Origin of the sequence: Streptomyces sp. NPDC059917, from assembly GCF_042730635.1 — a bacterium.
Classification (GTDB): domain Bacteria; phylum Actinomycetota; class Actinomycetes; order Streptomycetales; family Streptomycetaceae; genus Streptomyces.
Window position 1 is genome coordinate 91,427 of sequence record NZ_JBHWLC010000009.1, and the last position, 13,511, is coordinate 104,937.

General features: G+C 72.8%; 16 protein-coding genes and 1 pseudogene. 8 read left to right on the forward strand and 9 right to left on the reverse strand.

What is annotated here, in order from left to right; translation table 11 throughout:
• Both scy and mce read right to left on the reverse strand, forming a co-directional pair.
• A partial coding sequence (scy, locus tag ACFWAR_RS08115; protein ID WP_385774309.1) for a polarized growth protein Scy occupies nt 1-2,874 on the reverse strand: 2,874 nt, incomplete at its 3' end.
• A 181-nt stretch (nt 2,875-3,055) separates the two neighbouring features.
• Nucleotides 3,056-3,484 carry a methylmalonyl-CoA epimerase gene (gene mce / locus ACFWAR_RS08120; RefSeq protein ID WP_354379916.1) on the reverse strand — a complete coding sequence of 143 codons (429 nt, stop codon included), beginning with the start codon at nt 3,482-3,484 and terminating at the stop codon, nt 3,056-3,058.
• A gap of 137 nt (nt 3,485-3,621) precedes the next feature.
• Here mce and ACFWAR_RS08125 point away from each other — a divergent pair, with 137 nt between their 5' ends.
• The 3 genes from ACFWAR_RS08125 (at nt 3,622) to ACFWAR_RS08135 (ending at nt 5,970) form a co-directional block, all read left to right on the forward strand.
• Nucleotides 3,622-4,842, forward strand: a complete 1,221-nt coding sequence (locus ACFWAR_RS08125) for an acetyl-CoA C-acetyltransferase (protein WP_385774312.1) — start codon at nt 3,622-3,624, stop codon at nt 4,840-4,842.
• Between the two features lie 11 nt (nt 4,843-4,853).
• Nucleotides 4,854-5,816, forward strand: a complete 963-nt coding sequence (gene meaB, locus ACFWAR_RS08130; protein ID WP_385774314.1) for a methylmalonyl Co-A mutase-associated GTPase MeaB — start codon at nt 4,854-4,856, stop codon at nt 5,814-5,816.
• 79 nt (nt 5,817-5,895) lie between these two features.
• On the forward strand, nt 5,896-5,970 hold the full coding sequence (locus tag ACFWAR_RS08135; RefSeq protein ID WP_107089157.1) for a 50S ribosomal protein bL37: 75 nt from the start codon (nt 5,896-5,898) through the stop codon (nt 5,968-5,970).
• 78 nt (nt 5,971-6,048) lie between these two features.
• Here the strand turns inward: ACFWAR_RS08135 and ACFWAR_RS08140 are convergent, their stop codons facing one another.
• The 5 genes from ACFWAR_RS08140 to ACFWAR_RS08160 form a co-directional block, all read right to left on the reverse strand.
• Nucleotides 6,049-6,660 carry a PepSY domain-containing protein gene (locus ACFWAR_RS08140; RefSeq protein ID WP_385774316.1) on the reverse strand — a complete coding sequence of 204 codons (612 nt, stop codon included), beginning with the start codon at nt 6,658-6,660 and terminating at the stop codon, nt 6,049-6,051.
• Between the two features lie 96 nt (nt 6,661-6,756).
• The gene (locus tag ACFWAR_RS08145; protein WP_354380107.1) at nt 6,757-7,233 is read right to left on the reverse strand and encodes a MarR family transcriptional regulator; all 477 of its coding nucleotides are present in this window, start codon (nt 7,231-7,233) and stop codon (nt 6,757-6,759) included.
• Nucleotides 7,234-7,298: 65 nt separating this feature from the next.
• The gene (locus tag ACFWAR_RS08150; RefSeq protein ID WP_385774431.1) at nt 7,299-8,102 is read right to left on the reverse strand and encodes an AIM24 family protein; all 804 of its coding nucleotides are present in this window, start codon (nt 8,100-8,102) and stop codon (nt 7,299-7,301) included.
• 11 nt (nt 8,103-8,113) lie between these two features.
• A complete protein-coding gene (locus tag ACFWAR_RS08155) occupies nt 8,114-8,764 on the reverse strand; it encodes an AIM24 family protein (RefSeq protein WP_354379920.1) in 651 nt (216 codons plus the stop codon).
• Nucleotides 8,764-9,402 (reverse strand): AIM24 family protein, encoded by a 639-nt coding sequence (locus ACFWAR_RS08160; RefSeq protein ID WP_330332690.1) that lies wholly within the window; start codon nt 9,400-9,402, stop codon nt 8,764-8,766. The genes ACFWAR_RS08155 and ACFWAR_RS08160 overlap by 1 nt, the downstream gene beginning before the upstream one ends.
• Nucleotides 9,403-9,540: 138 nt before the next feature.
• Between ACFWAR_RS08160 and ACFWAR_RS08165 the strand changes: the two genes are divergently transcribed.
• Both ACFWAR_RS08165 and ACFWAR_RS08170 read left to right on the forward strand, forming a co-directional pair.
• On the forward strand, nt 9,541-9,885 hold the full coding sequence (locus tag ACFWAR_RS08165; protein WP_385774319.1) for a DUF3817 domain-containing protein: 345 nt from the start codon (nt 9,541-9,543) through the stop codon (nt 9,883-9,885).
• Complete coding sequence (locus tag ACFWAR_RS08170) at nt 9,882-10,178, forward strand: MTH1187 family thiamine-binding protein (RefSeq protein ID WP_365618316.1); 297 nt, start codon at nt 9,882-9,884, stop codon at nt 10,176-10,178. Before ACFWAR_RS08165 ends, ACFWAR_RS08170 begins: the two co-directional genes overlap by 4 nt.
• A gap of 35 nt (nt 10,179-10,213) precedes the next feature.
• Here ACFWAR_RS08170 and ACFWAR_RS08175 read toward each other — a convergent pair whose 3' ends face one another.
• Both ACFWAR_RS08175 and ACFWAR_RS08180 read right to left on the reverse strand, forming a co-directional pair.
• Complete coding sequence (locus tag ACFWAR_RS08175) at nt 10,214-10,699, reverse strand: hypothetical protein (RefSeq protein WP_385774321.1); 486 nt, start codon at nt 10,697-10,699, stop codon at nt 10,214-10,216.
• Nucleotides 10,696-11,022 (reverse strand): plasmid mobilization protein, encoded by a 327-nt coding sequence (locus ACFWAR_RS08180; RefSeq protein WP_385774323.1) that lies wholly within the window; start codon nt 11,020-11,022, stop codon nt 10,696-10,698. The genes ACFWAR_RS08175 and ACFWAR_RS08180 overlap by 4 nt, the downstream gene beginning before the upstream one ends.
• A 71-nt stretch (nt 11,023-11,093) precedes the next feature.
• On the opposite strand from ACFWAR_RS08180, the pseudogene ACFWAR_RS08185 reads away from it, so the two are divergent.
• The 3 genes and pseudogenes from ACFWAR_RS08185 to ACFWAR_RS08195 form a co-directional block, all read left to right on the forward strand.
• Nucleotides 11,094-11,342 (forward strand): annotated as a pseudogene (locus ACFWAR_RS08185) (DNA mismatch repair protein MutT); the annotation flags it as partial.
• 27 nt (nt 11,343-11,369) lie between these two features.
• Complete coding sequence (locus tag ACFWAR_RS08190; protein ID WP_385774325.1) at nt 11,370-12,365, forward strand: DUF5937 family protein; 996 nt, start codon at nt 11,370-11,372, stop codon at nt 12,363-12,365.
• A 95-nt stretch (nt 12,366-12,460) separates the two neighbouring features.
• On the forward strand, nt 12,461-13,483 hold the full coding sequence (locus ACFWAR_RS08195) for a glycoside hydrolase family 6 protein (protein ID WP_385774327.1): 1,023 nt from the start codon (nt 12,461-12,463) through the stop codon (nt 13,481-13,483).
• Nucleotides 13,484-13,511 lie beyond the last annotated feature (28 nt).

Sequence of the window (13,511 nt, forward strand, 5' to 3'; positions counted from 1 at the left end):
GAGCCGCTCGGCCTCGGCCGCCGCCTCGCCCACCGTGAGGGCGTTCGCGGCCAGGGTCCGCTCCGTGTGGGCCTCGGCCCGCTCCGTCGCCTCGGCGACGATCCGGACGCCCTCGGTGCGAGAGGCCTCCAGGGACTCCGCCGCCTCGCCGCGGATGCGGTTGGCGTCCTCACGGGCGTCGGCGCGGGTCCGCGAGGCGTCCCGCTCGGACGCGGCCAGCGCGTCCGTGGCCTCGGTGCGCACGCGCTGCGCGTAGTCGGCGGTGTCCGTGCGCAGCTGCTCGGCCTCGGCGATCGCGTCCCCGACGGTCCGCTCGGCCAGTGCCTTCGCCGCGTCGGTCTCCAGCCGGGCCTCGCTGCGGATCCGGTTCGCGTCCTCGGTGGCCCGCTCCCGCTCGGCGTACGCGTCGCCGCGGACCCGGTCCGCCTCCTCCTGCGCCTCGGTCTTCGTACGCTCCGCGGCGTGGTCCGCCGCGCTGCGCAGCCCGGCGACCTCCTCCTCAGCCTGCTCGTGCAGTCCGGCGACGGCGTCGCGGATCTGCTGGGCGGTCGCCTCGGCGGCCGACACCACCTCGGACGCGCGCCGCTCGGCCTCCTCGGTCAGCCAGACCGCCTCGGCGGTGGCCTCCTCGGAGCGCTTGCGGGCCTGCGCCAGCAGTTCCTCGCTCTGCTCGCGGGCCTGCGCCCGCTCGCTCTCCGCGTCGGTACGGGCCGAGGTCAGGGTCTCCTCGGCCTCCCGGCGACGCCGGGCGGCCTCCTCCTGCGCGGCGGCCAGCGCCTCCGCGGCCTCCGCGGCGACCCGCTCGGCCGCCGCCTTCGCCTCGGCGCGCAGCCGGTTCGCGGTCTCCTGGGCCTCGGTGCGCAGCCGCTCGGCCTCGGTCTGCGCCTCGGTGCGCAGCCGGATGCCGGTCTGCTCGGCCTCGGCCCGGGTCTGCCCGGCCTCCTCGGCGGCGTCCGTGCGCAGGCCGGTGGCCTCCGCCTCCGCCTGCGCCTGGAGGGTGCGGATCCGCTCCGCCGCCTCGGCGCGCAGCCGGTCGCTCTCCTCGGTGGTCTCCCGGCGGATGCCCTCGGCCGCCGCGCGGGCGTCCTTCAAGGTCTGCTCGGCGCCCGCGAGGCGGCTCTCGGCCTCCTGCTGGAGGCGCACCAACTCGGCGTCCGCCTCGGTGCGCTGCGCCGCCAGGGCCCGGTCGGTCTCCTCGCGGCGCGCGGCCACGGCCGCCTCCGCCTCGGCGTGCAGCGCCTCGGCCTGCTCCTGGGCCTCGGCGCGCAGCCGGTCGGCCTCGGCGCGGGTGCGCTCCAGGGTCTCCTCGGCCTGTCGCCGCAGGGTGGTGGCGCGCTCGACGGCCTCGGCGCGCACCCGCTCGCTCTCGGCGGTGGCCCCGCCGCGCAGCTCGTCCGCGTCCGCCTTGGACTTGCCGAGCAGCTCCTCGGCGGTCCGGGCCGCCTCCTCGATCTGCTGGACGGCCTCGCGGCGGGCCTCGCCGCGGATCCGCTCGCCTTCGGCGACGGCCTCGGCGCGCAGCTGCTCGGCCTCGCCGCGCAGCCGCCGGGCGTCCGCCTGGAGCTCGACCGTGCGGGCGCGGTACTCCTCGGTGTCGTCCTTCGCCGCGCCCTTGAGCTCGTCGGCCGTGGCCGCGGCCTGGGCGCGCAGCCGCTCGGCCTCCGCCTCGGCCTCGCCACGGATCCGTTCCGCCTCCTCGGAGGCGGCCCGGGTGGTCGCGCGGGCGTCCTCGGACGCCTTGTTGAGCACGTCCTCGGCGGCGCGCGCCGCCTTCGCGAGCTGGGCCGCGGTGTCCTCGGCGGCCGCGGTACGGGCCTTGTCGCCGGCCTCGGCGGTCACCCGGTCGACCTCGCCGCGGGCGTCGGCGAGCAGCTGCTCGGCCTCGGCCTTGAGGACCTCGGCCTCCTTGGTGGCCTCGCCGACGAGTCGGGCGACCTGCTCCTTGGCGGTGCGGGTGCGCTGTTCGTTGACGGACTCCACCGACGCCAGCTGGCGGGAGGCGCTCTCCTTGGCGTCGCTCAGCACCCGCTCCGCCTCGGAGCGGGCCTCGCGCAGCGCGCCGTCGGCCTCCTGGACCCGCTGCTCGGCCACCCGGCCGAGGTCCAGGGTCTGCTGCCGGGTCTGCTCGGCCTCGGCGGACGTGCTGGTGCGCAGCCGCTCGGCGTGCTCGGTCGCCTCCTGGGCCTGCGCGGAAGCGGCGGTCAGCAGCCGCTCGGCCTCCTTGCGGGCCCGCAGCAGGGTCGACTCGGCCTCGGTGCGGGAGGCCTCCGCGTCGGCGGTGAGCCGGCGGCGGGCCTCCTCGGCGAGCCGGGCGGCCTCGGTCCGGGCCGCGTTCAGCGACTGCTCGGCCTCGGCGCGGGACTCCTCCATGAGCCGGCGGGCCTGGGCCTCCGTACGGGCGCGCAGCTGCTCGGCCCAGGCCACGTTCTCGTTGACGTGGGCCTCGACGGTCTGCCGACGCTCGTTCAGTTCCTGGTCCAGGCGCTGGCGCCGGTTGACGGCCTCGCCGTGGAGTTCGGCCTGCAGGCGCGCCTGGTGCTCGGCGTGCTCCTGGAGGATGCGCTGGGTCTGGGCCCGGGCATCGCGCAGTTCGCGCTCGGCGTCCGACCGCATCTGATCGGCCTGGATCTGGGCATTGCGGAGCAGCTGCTCCGCCTGGTAGCCCATGTCCGCACCGTCGTAGGCGGGGCGGGACGCGAGACTGCGGCGCACCTCATGGAGCTTGGCGCGCAGCACCTCGACCTGGTATCCCAGGTCCTCGGCGTGCTGGACGGCCTTCCCGCGTTCCTTCTTCAGCCGCTCCATCTCGGCCTCGAACCGCGAGAGATGGTCGGCCTCGGCCTGATGGCTCTCCTGGCTTTCGTAGCCCCGCACAGCGCGGTCCCATCCGTCCCCTGGTCGCAAGCTCACTCCCAAATGAGCATCGTCCGCCCGCTGAACGACGCCCCCGGGGGAATGGTGTCAGATGGCGGGCCGGGACCCACAGGCCCCGACCCCTCTGCGCACCGAACCCCGGCCGAGCCACCCTCACTCTACCGGCCGGGGAATCGGGCGGTCAGTGCTCAGGGTTGGCGGTGACCAGTTCCGTGAGGACGCCGTGGCAGTCCTTGGGGTGCAGGAAGGTGATCCGGGAGTCCATCGAGCCCCTGCGCGGCTCGTCGTACAGGACGCGGACGCCCTTGCCGCGGATGGCCTCGGAGTCGCCGTCGACGTCCTCGGTGCCGAAGGCGATGTGGTGCACCCCCTCGCCGTTCTTGGCCAGCCACTTGCCGACCGCGGAGTCCTCGCGGGTGGGTTCCAGGAGCTGGATGTAGGAGGCGCCGCCGTCGGAGGTCCCGTTGATCTTCAGCATGGCCTCGCGGACGCCCTGCTCCTCGTTGACCTCGGAGTGGAACACCTCGAAGCCGTACGTGGCACGGTAGAACTCGACGGTCTTGTCCAGGTCGAAGCAGGCGATCCCGATGTGGTCGATTCTTGTCAGCATGGGACCAGTGCACTCTGGAGGAGGGCGGTCACGCAACGTGCCAGCGATCACACCTACACCCCGGTGACGGCGCGGGTACCGCTCAGTACATTCGGGTAAACCCTCGTTCACTCCTCTCATCCAAGGGGCTGTGCCTCATGTCCGGAACGAACAACACCACTTCAGTGATCGTCGCCGGGGCCCGCACGCCCATGGGGCGACTGCTCGGCTCGCTGAAGTCCTTCTCGGGTGCCGATCTCGGCGGTTTCGCCATCAAGTCCGCGCTGGACCGGGCCGGGATCACCGGTGACCAGGTGCAGTACGTGATCATGGGTCAGGTGCTCCAGGCGGGCGCCGGCCAGATCCCCGCGCGCCAGGCGGCGGTCAAGGGCGGCATCCCCATGAACGTTCCCGCGCTCACCATCAACAAGGTGTGTCTGTCAGGTCTGGACGCCATCGCGCTCGCGGACCAGCTCATCCGCGCCGGAGAGTTCGACATCGTGGTCGCGGGCGGCCAGGAGTCGATGACCAACGCCCCGCACCTGCTGCCCAAGTCGCGCGAGGGCTACAAGTACGGCGCCATCGAGATGCTCGACGCGATGGCCTACGACGGCCTCACCGACGCCTTCGAGAACATCGCCATGGGCGAGTCCACGGAGAAGCACAACACCCGTCTGGGCATCGAGCGCGCCCCGCAGGACGCCTTCGCGGCCACCTCCCACCAGCGCGCCGCCGCCGCGCAGAAGAACGGCGTCTTCGCCGCCGAGATCACCCCGGTGGAGATCCCGCAGCGCAAGGGCGACCCGGTCGTCTTCGCCGAGGACGAGGGCATCCGCGCCGAGACCACGGTCGAGTCCCTGGGCCGGCTGCGTCCCGCCTTCGCGAAGGACGGCACGATCACCGCCGGTACCTCGTCCCAGATCAGCGACGGCGCGGCCGCCGTGGTCGTGATGAGCAAGGCCAAGGCCGAGGAGCTGGGCCTGGAGTGGATCGCCGAGATCGGCGCCCACGGCAATGTGGCGGGTCCGGACAACTCGCTCCAGTCGCAGCCCTCGAACGCGATCCTGCACGCCCTGAAGAAGGACGGGCTGGAGGTCGCGGACCTGGACCTGATCGAGATCAACGAGGCTTTCGCGGCCGTCGCGGTCCAGTCAATGAAGGACCTCGGCGTCGACCCGGAAAGGGTGAACGTCAACGGCGGTGCGATCGCCCTGGGCCACCCGATCGGCATGTCCGGCGCCCGCGTGGTGCTCCACCTGGCGCTGGAGCTGCAGCGGCGCGGCGGCGGGGTCGGCGCGGCCGCCCTGTGCGGCGGCGGCGGTCAGGGCGACGCGCTGATCGTGCGCGTGCCGGCTCCCGGTTCCGACTCGAAGGCGTAAGGGCTGATCGCATGACGACGGTGGACGTTCCCTCGCTCGTGGCCCAGGCCCGGGAGGGCAGGCCACGGGCCGTGGCCCGGCTGATCTCGTTGGTCGAGGGGGCGTCCCCGCAGCTGCGCGAGGTGATGGCGGCCCTGGCCCCGCTGACCGGCGGGGCGTACGTGGTGGGCCTCACGGGCTCGCCCGGCGTGGGCAAGTCCACGTCGACCTCGGCGCTCGTGTCGGCGTACCGGCGCGCGGGCAAGCGCGTCGGGGTGCTCGCCGTGGACCCCTCCTCGCCGTTCTCCGGCGGGGCGCTCCTCGGCGACCGGGTGCGGATGTCGGACCACGCCTCGGACCCCGGGGTCTACATCCGCTCGATGGCCACCCGCGGGCACCTGGGCGGCCTCGCCTGGTCCGCCCCGCAGGCGATCCGGGTGCTGGACGCGGCGGGCTGCGACGTGGTCCTCGTGGAGACCGTGGGCGTGGGGCAGTCGGAGGTGGAGATCGCCTCGCAGGCGGACACCTCCGTCGTCCTGCTGGCCCCGGGCATGGGCGACGGGATCCAGGCCGCCAAGGCCGGCATCCTGGAGATCGGCGACGTGTACGTGGTGAACAAGGCGGACCGGGACGGGGCCGACGCCACCGCCCGCGAGCTGAACCACATGCTGGGCCTGGGGGAGTCCCGGGGGCCGGGCGGCTGGCGGCCGCCCATCATCAAGACGGTGGCGGCCCGCGGGGAGGGCATCGACGAGGTTGTGGAGGCCCTGGAGAAGCACCGGGCGTGGATGGACGAGCGCGGGGTGCTGGAGGAGCGCCGCCGGGCGCGTGCGGCGCGCGAGGTCGAGACGATCGCGATCACCGAGCTGCGGGCCCGGCTGGCCGACCTGCACGGGGACGCCCGCCTCGACGCGCTGGCCGCCCGGGTGGCGGCGGGCGAGTTGGACCCGTACGCCGCCTCCGACACCCTGCTGGCGACGCTCACGGAGGCCTGATCCGGCGTTCTGATGCGCGCTCCGCCGGGCCCGCCTAAACTGGCGAACGCCCGGAATGCCCCGACCCAGGGAGTGCGTCATGGCGAAGCGCGGCAACAAGAAGCGAGCCCGCAGGAAGAAGAAGGCGAATCACGGCAAGCGTCCCAACGCCTGACCTGACCGCCCGACCCGCGTGCGGAGAGCCGCGCCCCCGGAAGCCGGGGGCGCGGCTCTCGTGTCGGCGGCCCGTGCGTCAGTTGCCGCCACCGTCGCTGTTGCTGTCGTTGCTGCTGTCGGAATCGTTGTCGTCGGAGTCGTGCGACAGGGTGGCCTTGCCCGAGGCGGGGTCGACGTGGACGTTCCGCGTCTGCCCGCCCGAGGTCTTGACCTCGACGTTCCAGTAGCGGGACGTCTTTCCGTTGTCATTGTCGTCGTCGTCCCAGCTGACCGACCGGACCTGGCCGGGGTGGGCGGCGACGGCGGCCTTGAGGGCCTGGACGGCGGTGACCTTGGCGGCGATCAGGGGCGCGTACTCGTTGCCGTTGTCGTCGTCGTTGTCGTCGCTGTTGCGCTGGGTGACGGCCCCGCTGCTCGCGTCGACCTCCAGCTCCGCGTGCTTGCCGCCCTTGCCGATCACGTCGACGTGCCAGACGGAGCCGTCCAGGTCCAGCGACTCGACGACGCCGGGGAACTTCTTCAGCGCCGCGCCCGCCGCCGTCTCGGCCGATACGTCGGCCGGTACGGCGGTCACCGCCGTCGGGGCCCGCGCCGCGTCGCCCGCCGTCGATGCGGCGGCTGCTGCGACCGGGCCGCCGGCGACCAGGACGACGGCCGCGGCGGACGAGACGAACACGTTGCGCTTCATGAGTGACCTCCCTGCCAGAAACGACCCCCTCACCATGCTGGGGGGTGCCGGGAGGATCGGCGCGGCGGGCCCGCGGGCGGGCCGGCCGCGCGCGCGTCAGGCCTTGCCGCGCTGGTCCCGCAGGTGGTCGGCGACCGGTCCCAGCGAGGCCCGCAGGTCCGCCAGGCCCTCCGGGGTCAGCAGGTCGATGAAGTGCTTGCGCACCGACGCCACGTGGTGCGGGGCGACCTTGCGCATGAGCTCCATGCCGGCCTCGGTCAGCACGGCGTACAGGCCGCGCCGGTCGGACTCGCAGTTGACCCGGATCACCAGCCCCGCCGCCTCCATGCGCGTGATCTGGTGCGAGAGGCGGCTCTTGGACTGGAGGGTCGAGGTGGCGAGGTCGCTCATCCGCATCCGCAGACCCTCGGATTCGGAGAGGTTGACCAGGATCTCGTAGTCGTTGTTGGTGAGCCCGAAGGGCTGGAGATCCTTTTCCAGCTGGTGCATCAGCAGCCTGCTGACGTCCAGGTGCGTGCGCCATACGCACTGCTCGGCGTCGGTGAGCCAACGAGTGGCCGTGTCGGTCTCCATGGTCTCCATGAATGAACTCTACCTAAGAAGTTGAATTACGTACAAAATTGCATGTCAAACCGGCATCACAGGCCGAAGCGCCGCTGGAGGTCCCCGAGCTGCCCCGGCATCCGCGGCACGCCCAGCTGGGACAGCGGCCCCTGCGCCCCGACCCCGGCCCCCGGCACGCCCGGCTCGCCGGCGCCCGCTCCCACGGCCCCGACCGCCTGCTCCGCCATCAGCAGTTCGGTGGACTGGAGCAGCACCGTGCCCGCCCCCACGAACTCGAACTGGTGCTCCTCGCCCGAGGTGCCGCCGATGCCGGTGAGCGAGCGCAGCCCGCCCAGTACGCCGGACATGTACCCGTGGTCGTAGTGGTGACACGGCGAGGGGCAGTCCGCCCAGCCCACCAGTGCCTGCGGATCCACCCGCAGCGGCGGTTCCATGAACACCACCGGTCCGTTGGACGCGGCCACGAACTTTCCGGTTCCGATCAAGGTCAGGAAGCCGGGGACGATCGACTGCTTCAGGGCCAGGGTGGGCTGGTAGGCGAGCAGGTTCCCCGACCGGATCGTCAGGTTCCCGTCCTCCAGGTCGTACGAGTTCACGTCGAAGGCCCGGTCGGCGAGGAGCATCTTGCCCTGCCCCTCGGCCACCACCCAGTCGCTCGCGTGCAGCGGCGAGTGGAAGCTCGTGCGCAGCAGCCGGTCGAAGCGGCCGTGGCCGATCCCGTTGAACTCGATGCGCCCGTAATAGGCGATCATCTTGCCCTTCTGCAGGAACCACTGACTCCCTTTGAGTTCCACGCAGAAGGTGTACGAGTTGACGTTGTCGTCGGACGGCAACGTGTGCGGGTCGAAGACCGTCGGCCCGCCGGGGCCGCCCGGCACCGGTCCGTAGTTCACAGCTTGTCCTCCGAGGCCTGTACGTACACCGCGCCCTGGCCGGACAGCTCCAGCTGGAACGCCTCGCCCGAACCGCGCCCCACCATGTCACGCCACCCGAGCGCGGTGGAGAGCTTGTTGCGCACCTCGCCGTGGTGGGCGACGTAGGCCTGCGGGTCCACGTGGATCGGGCGCTGCGGGGTGATCGGCAGTTCGATGACCCCGCCGTGCGCCATCACGGCGACCGCGCCGTGCCCCTTGAGGGTCGTGGTGAACAGGCCCTGGCCGGTGACCTGGCCGCGCACCATGCCCATGACCCCGCCCTGCGAGCCCATGAACATCGTGCCCTGCTGGAGGGTGCCGTCGAAGGCGAGCAGGCGGTCGGCCTCGACGTAGAGGGTCTCGCCGGTGAGGTTGATGACCTGGACGTGGTGGCCGCCGTGGCCGAACATCACCGTGCCGCTGCCCTCGACCGTCATCAGCGGGGTCTGTTCGTTCGCCACCCGGCGCCCGATCATGCCCATGACGCCGCCCTGGCCGCCCGTGAGGTTCGGGGTGAAGGAGACCTCGCCGCGGTAGGCGAGCATCGCCCCGCGCTGGCTGTAGAGCTTCTGCCCGGGCACGACCTGGGCCTCGATCATCTTCGAGTTGATCTCGCGGAACGGCATCAGAGGTCGCCCCCGATGGTGTTGCGCTCGCTGGGCTGCACGTAGACCAGGCCCTCGCCCTCGAAGCGGATCTGGAAGGACTCGCCCGAGCCCTCGCCCATCAGGGTGCGGAAGTTCACCCCGGACTGGAAGTGCTGTTGGAGGTTGCCGGTGTGCGCGATGTACGCGCCCGGGTCCACGGAGAGCGGGTACTGACCGCTGACCCGCAGCACCACGGCCGGACCGTCGGACATGATCGCCGCCTGCCCCGAACCCTCGACGGTCGTGGTGAACAGGCCGTTGCCCGTCGCCCCGCCGCGCAGGCCGGTGAAGGTGGTGCCGGTGCGCAGGCCGGCGTCGGTGCACAGGAGGTTGCTGGACTCGACGTAGAGCTTCTCGCCCCGGAGATCGACCAGATTGATCTCGCTCGCGCGGTCGGCGAAGAAGCAGGTGCCGTGCCCCTGCACCTCCATCACGGTCATCTGCTCACCGGTGAGCCGGCGCGTGACCATTCCGCGGAGGCCTTCGCCACCGCCGGTCATCTTCTTGAAGGCCATCTGACCGTCGTACGCGACCATGGAGCCGTTCTTCGCTTTGACGGCATCTCCGGTCAGGTCGACGGCGAGCACCTTGCTGCCTTGGAGTCGGAACTGAGCCACGGGAAGACGTTATCGGCAGCGGGGCGGTGCGAACAGAGCCCGCTGGCCGATATCCGTCATAGCCGGACCCGCCGGAAGATCATCGGAGGCTGCTGAGACACTGGAGGCGACCCCCGGCCTCCACCCCGAAGGTTCCCCGTGGACATCAAGACCGCCTCCGCCCTGCACCGGCTGCGCCTCATCTCCGTACCGGAGGCGCTGTCGTTCCCGGCGCTGCTGATCTTCGGCTCGCTGCTCAGCCGGATCTCGGACATCGACTACCTGATGATGCCGCTGGGCGTCCTGCACGGCATCCTGTTCGTGATCTACGCGGTCTTCCTGCTCGACGTGTGGCTCAAGGCGAAGTGGCCGCTCAAGAAGGTCGCCCTGTTCTTCCTGTTCGCCCTGCTGCCCTTCGGCGGCCTCTTCGGCGACCGGATCCTCAAGCGCGACGAGGCCGACAGCGTGCTGGCCGCACGGGCCCGCGAGGCGGCCCGCGCATGATCATCGCGTTCTCCGTGACCCCGCTGGGGGTCGGCGAAGAGGTCGGCGAGTACGTCGCCGACGCGGTCCGCGTCGTGCGCGAGTCCGGCCTCCCCAACCGCACCGACGCCATGTTCACCACGGTGGAGGGCGAGTGGGACGAGGTGATGGACGTGGTGAAGCGCGCGGTGGCCGCCGTGGAGGCGCGCGCGCCCCGCGTCTCCTTCATCCTCAAGGCCGACATCCGCCCCGGCGTCAGCGACGGCATGACCTCGAAGATCGAAACGGTCGAACGCCACCTCGCCGAGGGGTGACACCCGCACCTCCCGCCCGTACCCCCGCAACGCCCTCACACGGCGTGGACGTGCACGTCCGGGGGATCGAGCACGGCCAGGTACGCGGCCATGTCCTCCGGGTCGCTGGTGAAGATCACCGCGCTGCCGTGCTTCGCGGCGGCCAGGGCCACGCAGGCGTCCACCGCGTCGGGCCGCTTCTTCGGCGGGAGCCGGGCCCGGCCCAGGACGGTGCCGATCCGGCGCCAGTCGGCCAGGTCGAAGCCCGTCGCACAGGCGATGCACTCGGGCCGGCCCGCCCTGGTCTCGCGCATCGGCGGGGCCGAGGTACGGGCCTGCGGCACCGTGCAGTCCTTGAGGGTGGTGCCCAGCGCGTGCACGAGCGCCGGATTCGGGCGCCACGCCTGGGCCAGCACCGGGCCGAGGACCAGCGCCCGGTGCGGGGTGGCCCTGAGGGCTTCGTGCAGGTGGGCGGCCTTGGCCTTGCGGTCGGCCAGGGCGATCAGCATGCCGGTGTCGTAGACGGGGACCCGTACGCTCACGCGGCTTCACCGGAGCGGGCACCGGGTCGATCGGGCCCGTAGACGAGATCGAGGGCGGCGGCGACCTCGCGCCGCTCGTGCTCGGTCAGCTCGTCGAGAGGGGCGGCGGCCTCCGGAAGGATCCCCGCGGCCTCTGCCTCGGCCGCCGCGATGGTCGCGTCCACGCCCGCGAACTGATCCTCTATGGCCTCGGTCTCGGCCATCTGCCGCGTCGCCGCGTGCACGAGGTAGGCGGAGACGTCCAGACCGGCCCGCTCGGCGTGCCGCCTGATGCGGTCGGCCTGGTCTTCGTCGAGGCTGATGGTGATCCTGCTCTTGGCCACCACTCGAGTGTATGACGCGTATGACGCCGAGCCAATCGCGCCGTCGGGGTGGGGCTGCCGAGGGAGGGACGATCACCGGACTCGTCGGCACCTACACCGACCCCCGCCACGTCATCGCGTACGACGACGGGGAGGTGCGGCGGCAGTTCAACGTCTGCTTCACCGCGCGCGTCGTCGGTGGCGCGCTCGCCATCTCCGACGAGAGCGTGGAGCTGAGGTTCGTCGAGCCGGACGCGCTCGCCTCGCTCGCCATGCACCACACTCAGAGGCTGCGCCTGGAGCACTTCCGCGATCGACGCCCCGCGCCCTACCTGGGGTAGCGCGTCCCGCGGGACGAGAGGAACGGCATGGCGTTGCACTACCGGTTCGGGCCGGCCGATCTCCTGCGGTGCCGGTTCGCCGTCTCGCCCTGTTGGGAGACGGTCGAGGCGGTGCGGACCTTGAAGCTGCCCGAGCGGCACGGGTACCACCTGCCCTGGCTGGACGGCATCCGCGGCGCCGCCGCCGGGCTCGACCTGCGGCCCCTGTGGCTGCTCATGCCGCACCGCGGGCACAATCCCGACTTCCTGTGCCCGCCCCCGCTCGGCCCCGACGTCACCTTCGAGGAGGAGCTGGCCCGGGTGCGCGCCGTGGATCCGGGCGCCGCGCACGCGGAGATCCGGCTCTCCCTCTCCTGTACCCCCGGCGCCCTGGAGAGCGGGACCGGCCGGGCGCTGCTCGCCGATCCCGAGCGGGCCGTGCGGGACCTGGCCGACCTCATCGAGCGGGCCTGGCGCGCGCTGGTCGCCCCGCACTGGCCCCGGCTGCGGGCCATTCTGGAGGCCGACGTCCTCTTCCACTCGCGCCGCTTCGCCGCCTCCGGGCTGGCCGGGCTCTTCGAGGGGCTCCACCCCGACCTCCGCTGGGCCGACGGGACGCTGACGATCGAGCGCCGCACCCGGCACGATTGCACGCTCGACGGCCAGGGCCTGCTCCTGATGCCGAGCGCCTTCGTCTGGCCGAAGGTGATCGGCGTCTACGACCCGCCCTGGCAGCCCACCGTCGTCTATCCGGCCCGCGGGATCGGCGCGCTGTGGTCGCAGGCCGCCGAGGAGACCCCGGCGGCCCTCGCCCGACTGCTGGGCCGCGCGCGGGCCGACGTCCTGTGCGCGCTGCGCGAACCGGCCTCGACGACGGCGCTGGCCCACCGCCTCGGCCTCGCGCCCTCCTCCGTCTCGGCGCACCTCCAGGCCCTGCGCGGCGCGGGCCTCCTGGAGCCGCGCCGCCAGCGCCACCAGGTGTTCTACGAGCGCACCCCGCTCGGGATCGCGCTGGCCACGGGGGTGCCCCCGGCCGAGTCGTGAGCGGCGCCGCCCGCGGTGTCGCGACCGCGCGGCTACTGTCCGTCATGTCACGATGTCCCGGTCCGCAGCCCGTCCCGCCGTCCCGAGGAAGCCGGATGCCAGGCCGCCGCCGCATCACCATCGTGACCAGCCTGACCCTCCTGTCGCTGTCGGTCACCGCCGCCTGTAGCCCGTCCGGGCAGGGCGCCGCGCCCGCCGCGCGGACGCAGGCGGCCGCGCCCGCCGACCCGGCGGCCACCGGGTCGCCGTACTGGGTGGACCCGCAGAGCGACGCGGCCCGGCAGGTCGCGACCTGGGAGGCGCAGGGCCGCAACAGCGACGCCCAGGTGCTGCGCCGGATCGCGGACCAGCCGATGGCCCTGTGGGGGCCGGGCGACGATCCGGGGCCGGAGATCCGCCGGGCCGTGGAAGGGGCCCGCGCGGCGGGGCGGACGGTGGTGCTCGCCGCCTACAACATCCCCTACCGCGACTGCGGCCAGCACTCGGCGGGCGGGGCCCCGGACGCCACCGCCTACCGCAGCTGGATCGGCGCCTTCGCCGACAACATCGGCGACGCGAAGGCGATCGTCGTCCTGGAGCCGGACGCCGTCCCGCACATGGTGGACGGCTGCACCCAGGTCGACCACCACGAGGAGCGCTCCCGGCTGCTGTCCGAGGCCGTCGACCGGTTGAAGCGGAACCAGAACACCAAGGTCTACCTGGACGCGGGCAACCCGGCGTGGATCCCGGACCCCATGAAGCTGGTCGGACCGCTCTTCAAGGCGGGCATCGACCGCGCCGACGGCTTCTCGCTCAACGTGTCCAACTTCCAGCCGGACGCGGCCGGGCGGGCGTACGGCGCGGTCCTCTCCAAGGGCACCAACGGCAAGCACTTCGTCATCGACACCAGTCGCAACGGCGAGGGCCCGCTGCCCGGCGGCCGGCAGCAGGCCTGGTGCAATCCGCCGGGCCGGGCGCTGGGCGTGCGGCCCACCGACCGGACCGGCGATCCCCTGGTCGACGCGTACCTGTGGATCAAGCGACCGGGGGAGTCGGACGGCCCCTGCCGGGGCGGCCCGGCCGCCGGGCGCTGGTGGCCGGACTACGCGCTGGGCCTCGCCCGGCGCGCCAGGGACTGACCCGCGGGGGCGGTGCCGAGGGGCCGCG

Excerpts from the sequence above, each read along its gene's own strand:
- mce (WP_354379916.1), bottom strand. The coding sequence starts at position 3,484 with ATGCTGACAAGAATCGACCACATCGGGATCGCCTGCTTCGACCTGGAC.
- ACFWAR_RS08125 (WP_385774312.1), top strand. The coding sequence starts at position 3,622 with ATGTCCGGAACGAACAACACCACTTCAGTGATCGTCGCCGGGGCCCGC.
- meaB (WP_385774314.1), top strand. The coding sequence starts at position 4,854 with ATGACGACGGTGGACGTTCCCTCGCTCGTGGCCCAGGCCCGGGAGGGC.
- ACFWAR_RS08140 (WP_385774316.1), bottom strand. The coding sequence starts at position 6,660 with ATGAAGCGCAACGTGTTCGTCTCGTCCGCCGCGGCCGTCGTCCTGGTC.
- ACFWAR_RS08145 (WP_354380107.1), bottom strand. The coding sequence starts at position 7,233 with ATGGAGACCGACACGGCCACTCGTTGGCTCACCGACGCCGAGCAGTGC.
- ACFWAR_RS08155 (WP_354379920.1), bottom strand. The coding sequence starts at position 8,764 with ATGCCGTTCCGCGAGATCAACTCGAAGATGATCGAGGCCCAGGTCGTG.
- ACFWAR_RS08170 (WP_365618316.1), top strand. The coding sequence starts at position 9,882 with ATGATCATCGCGTTCTCCGTGACCCCGCTGGGGGTCGGCGAAGAGGTC.
- ACFWAR_RS08190 (WP_385774325.1), top strand. The coding sequence starts at position 11,370 with ATGGCGTTGCACTACCGGTTCGGGCCGGCCGATCTCCTGCGGTGCCGG.
- ACFWAR_RS08195 (WP_385774327.1), top strand. The coding sequence starts at position 12,461 with ATGCCAGGCCGCCGCCGCATCACCATCGTGACCAGCCTGACCCTCCTG.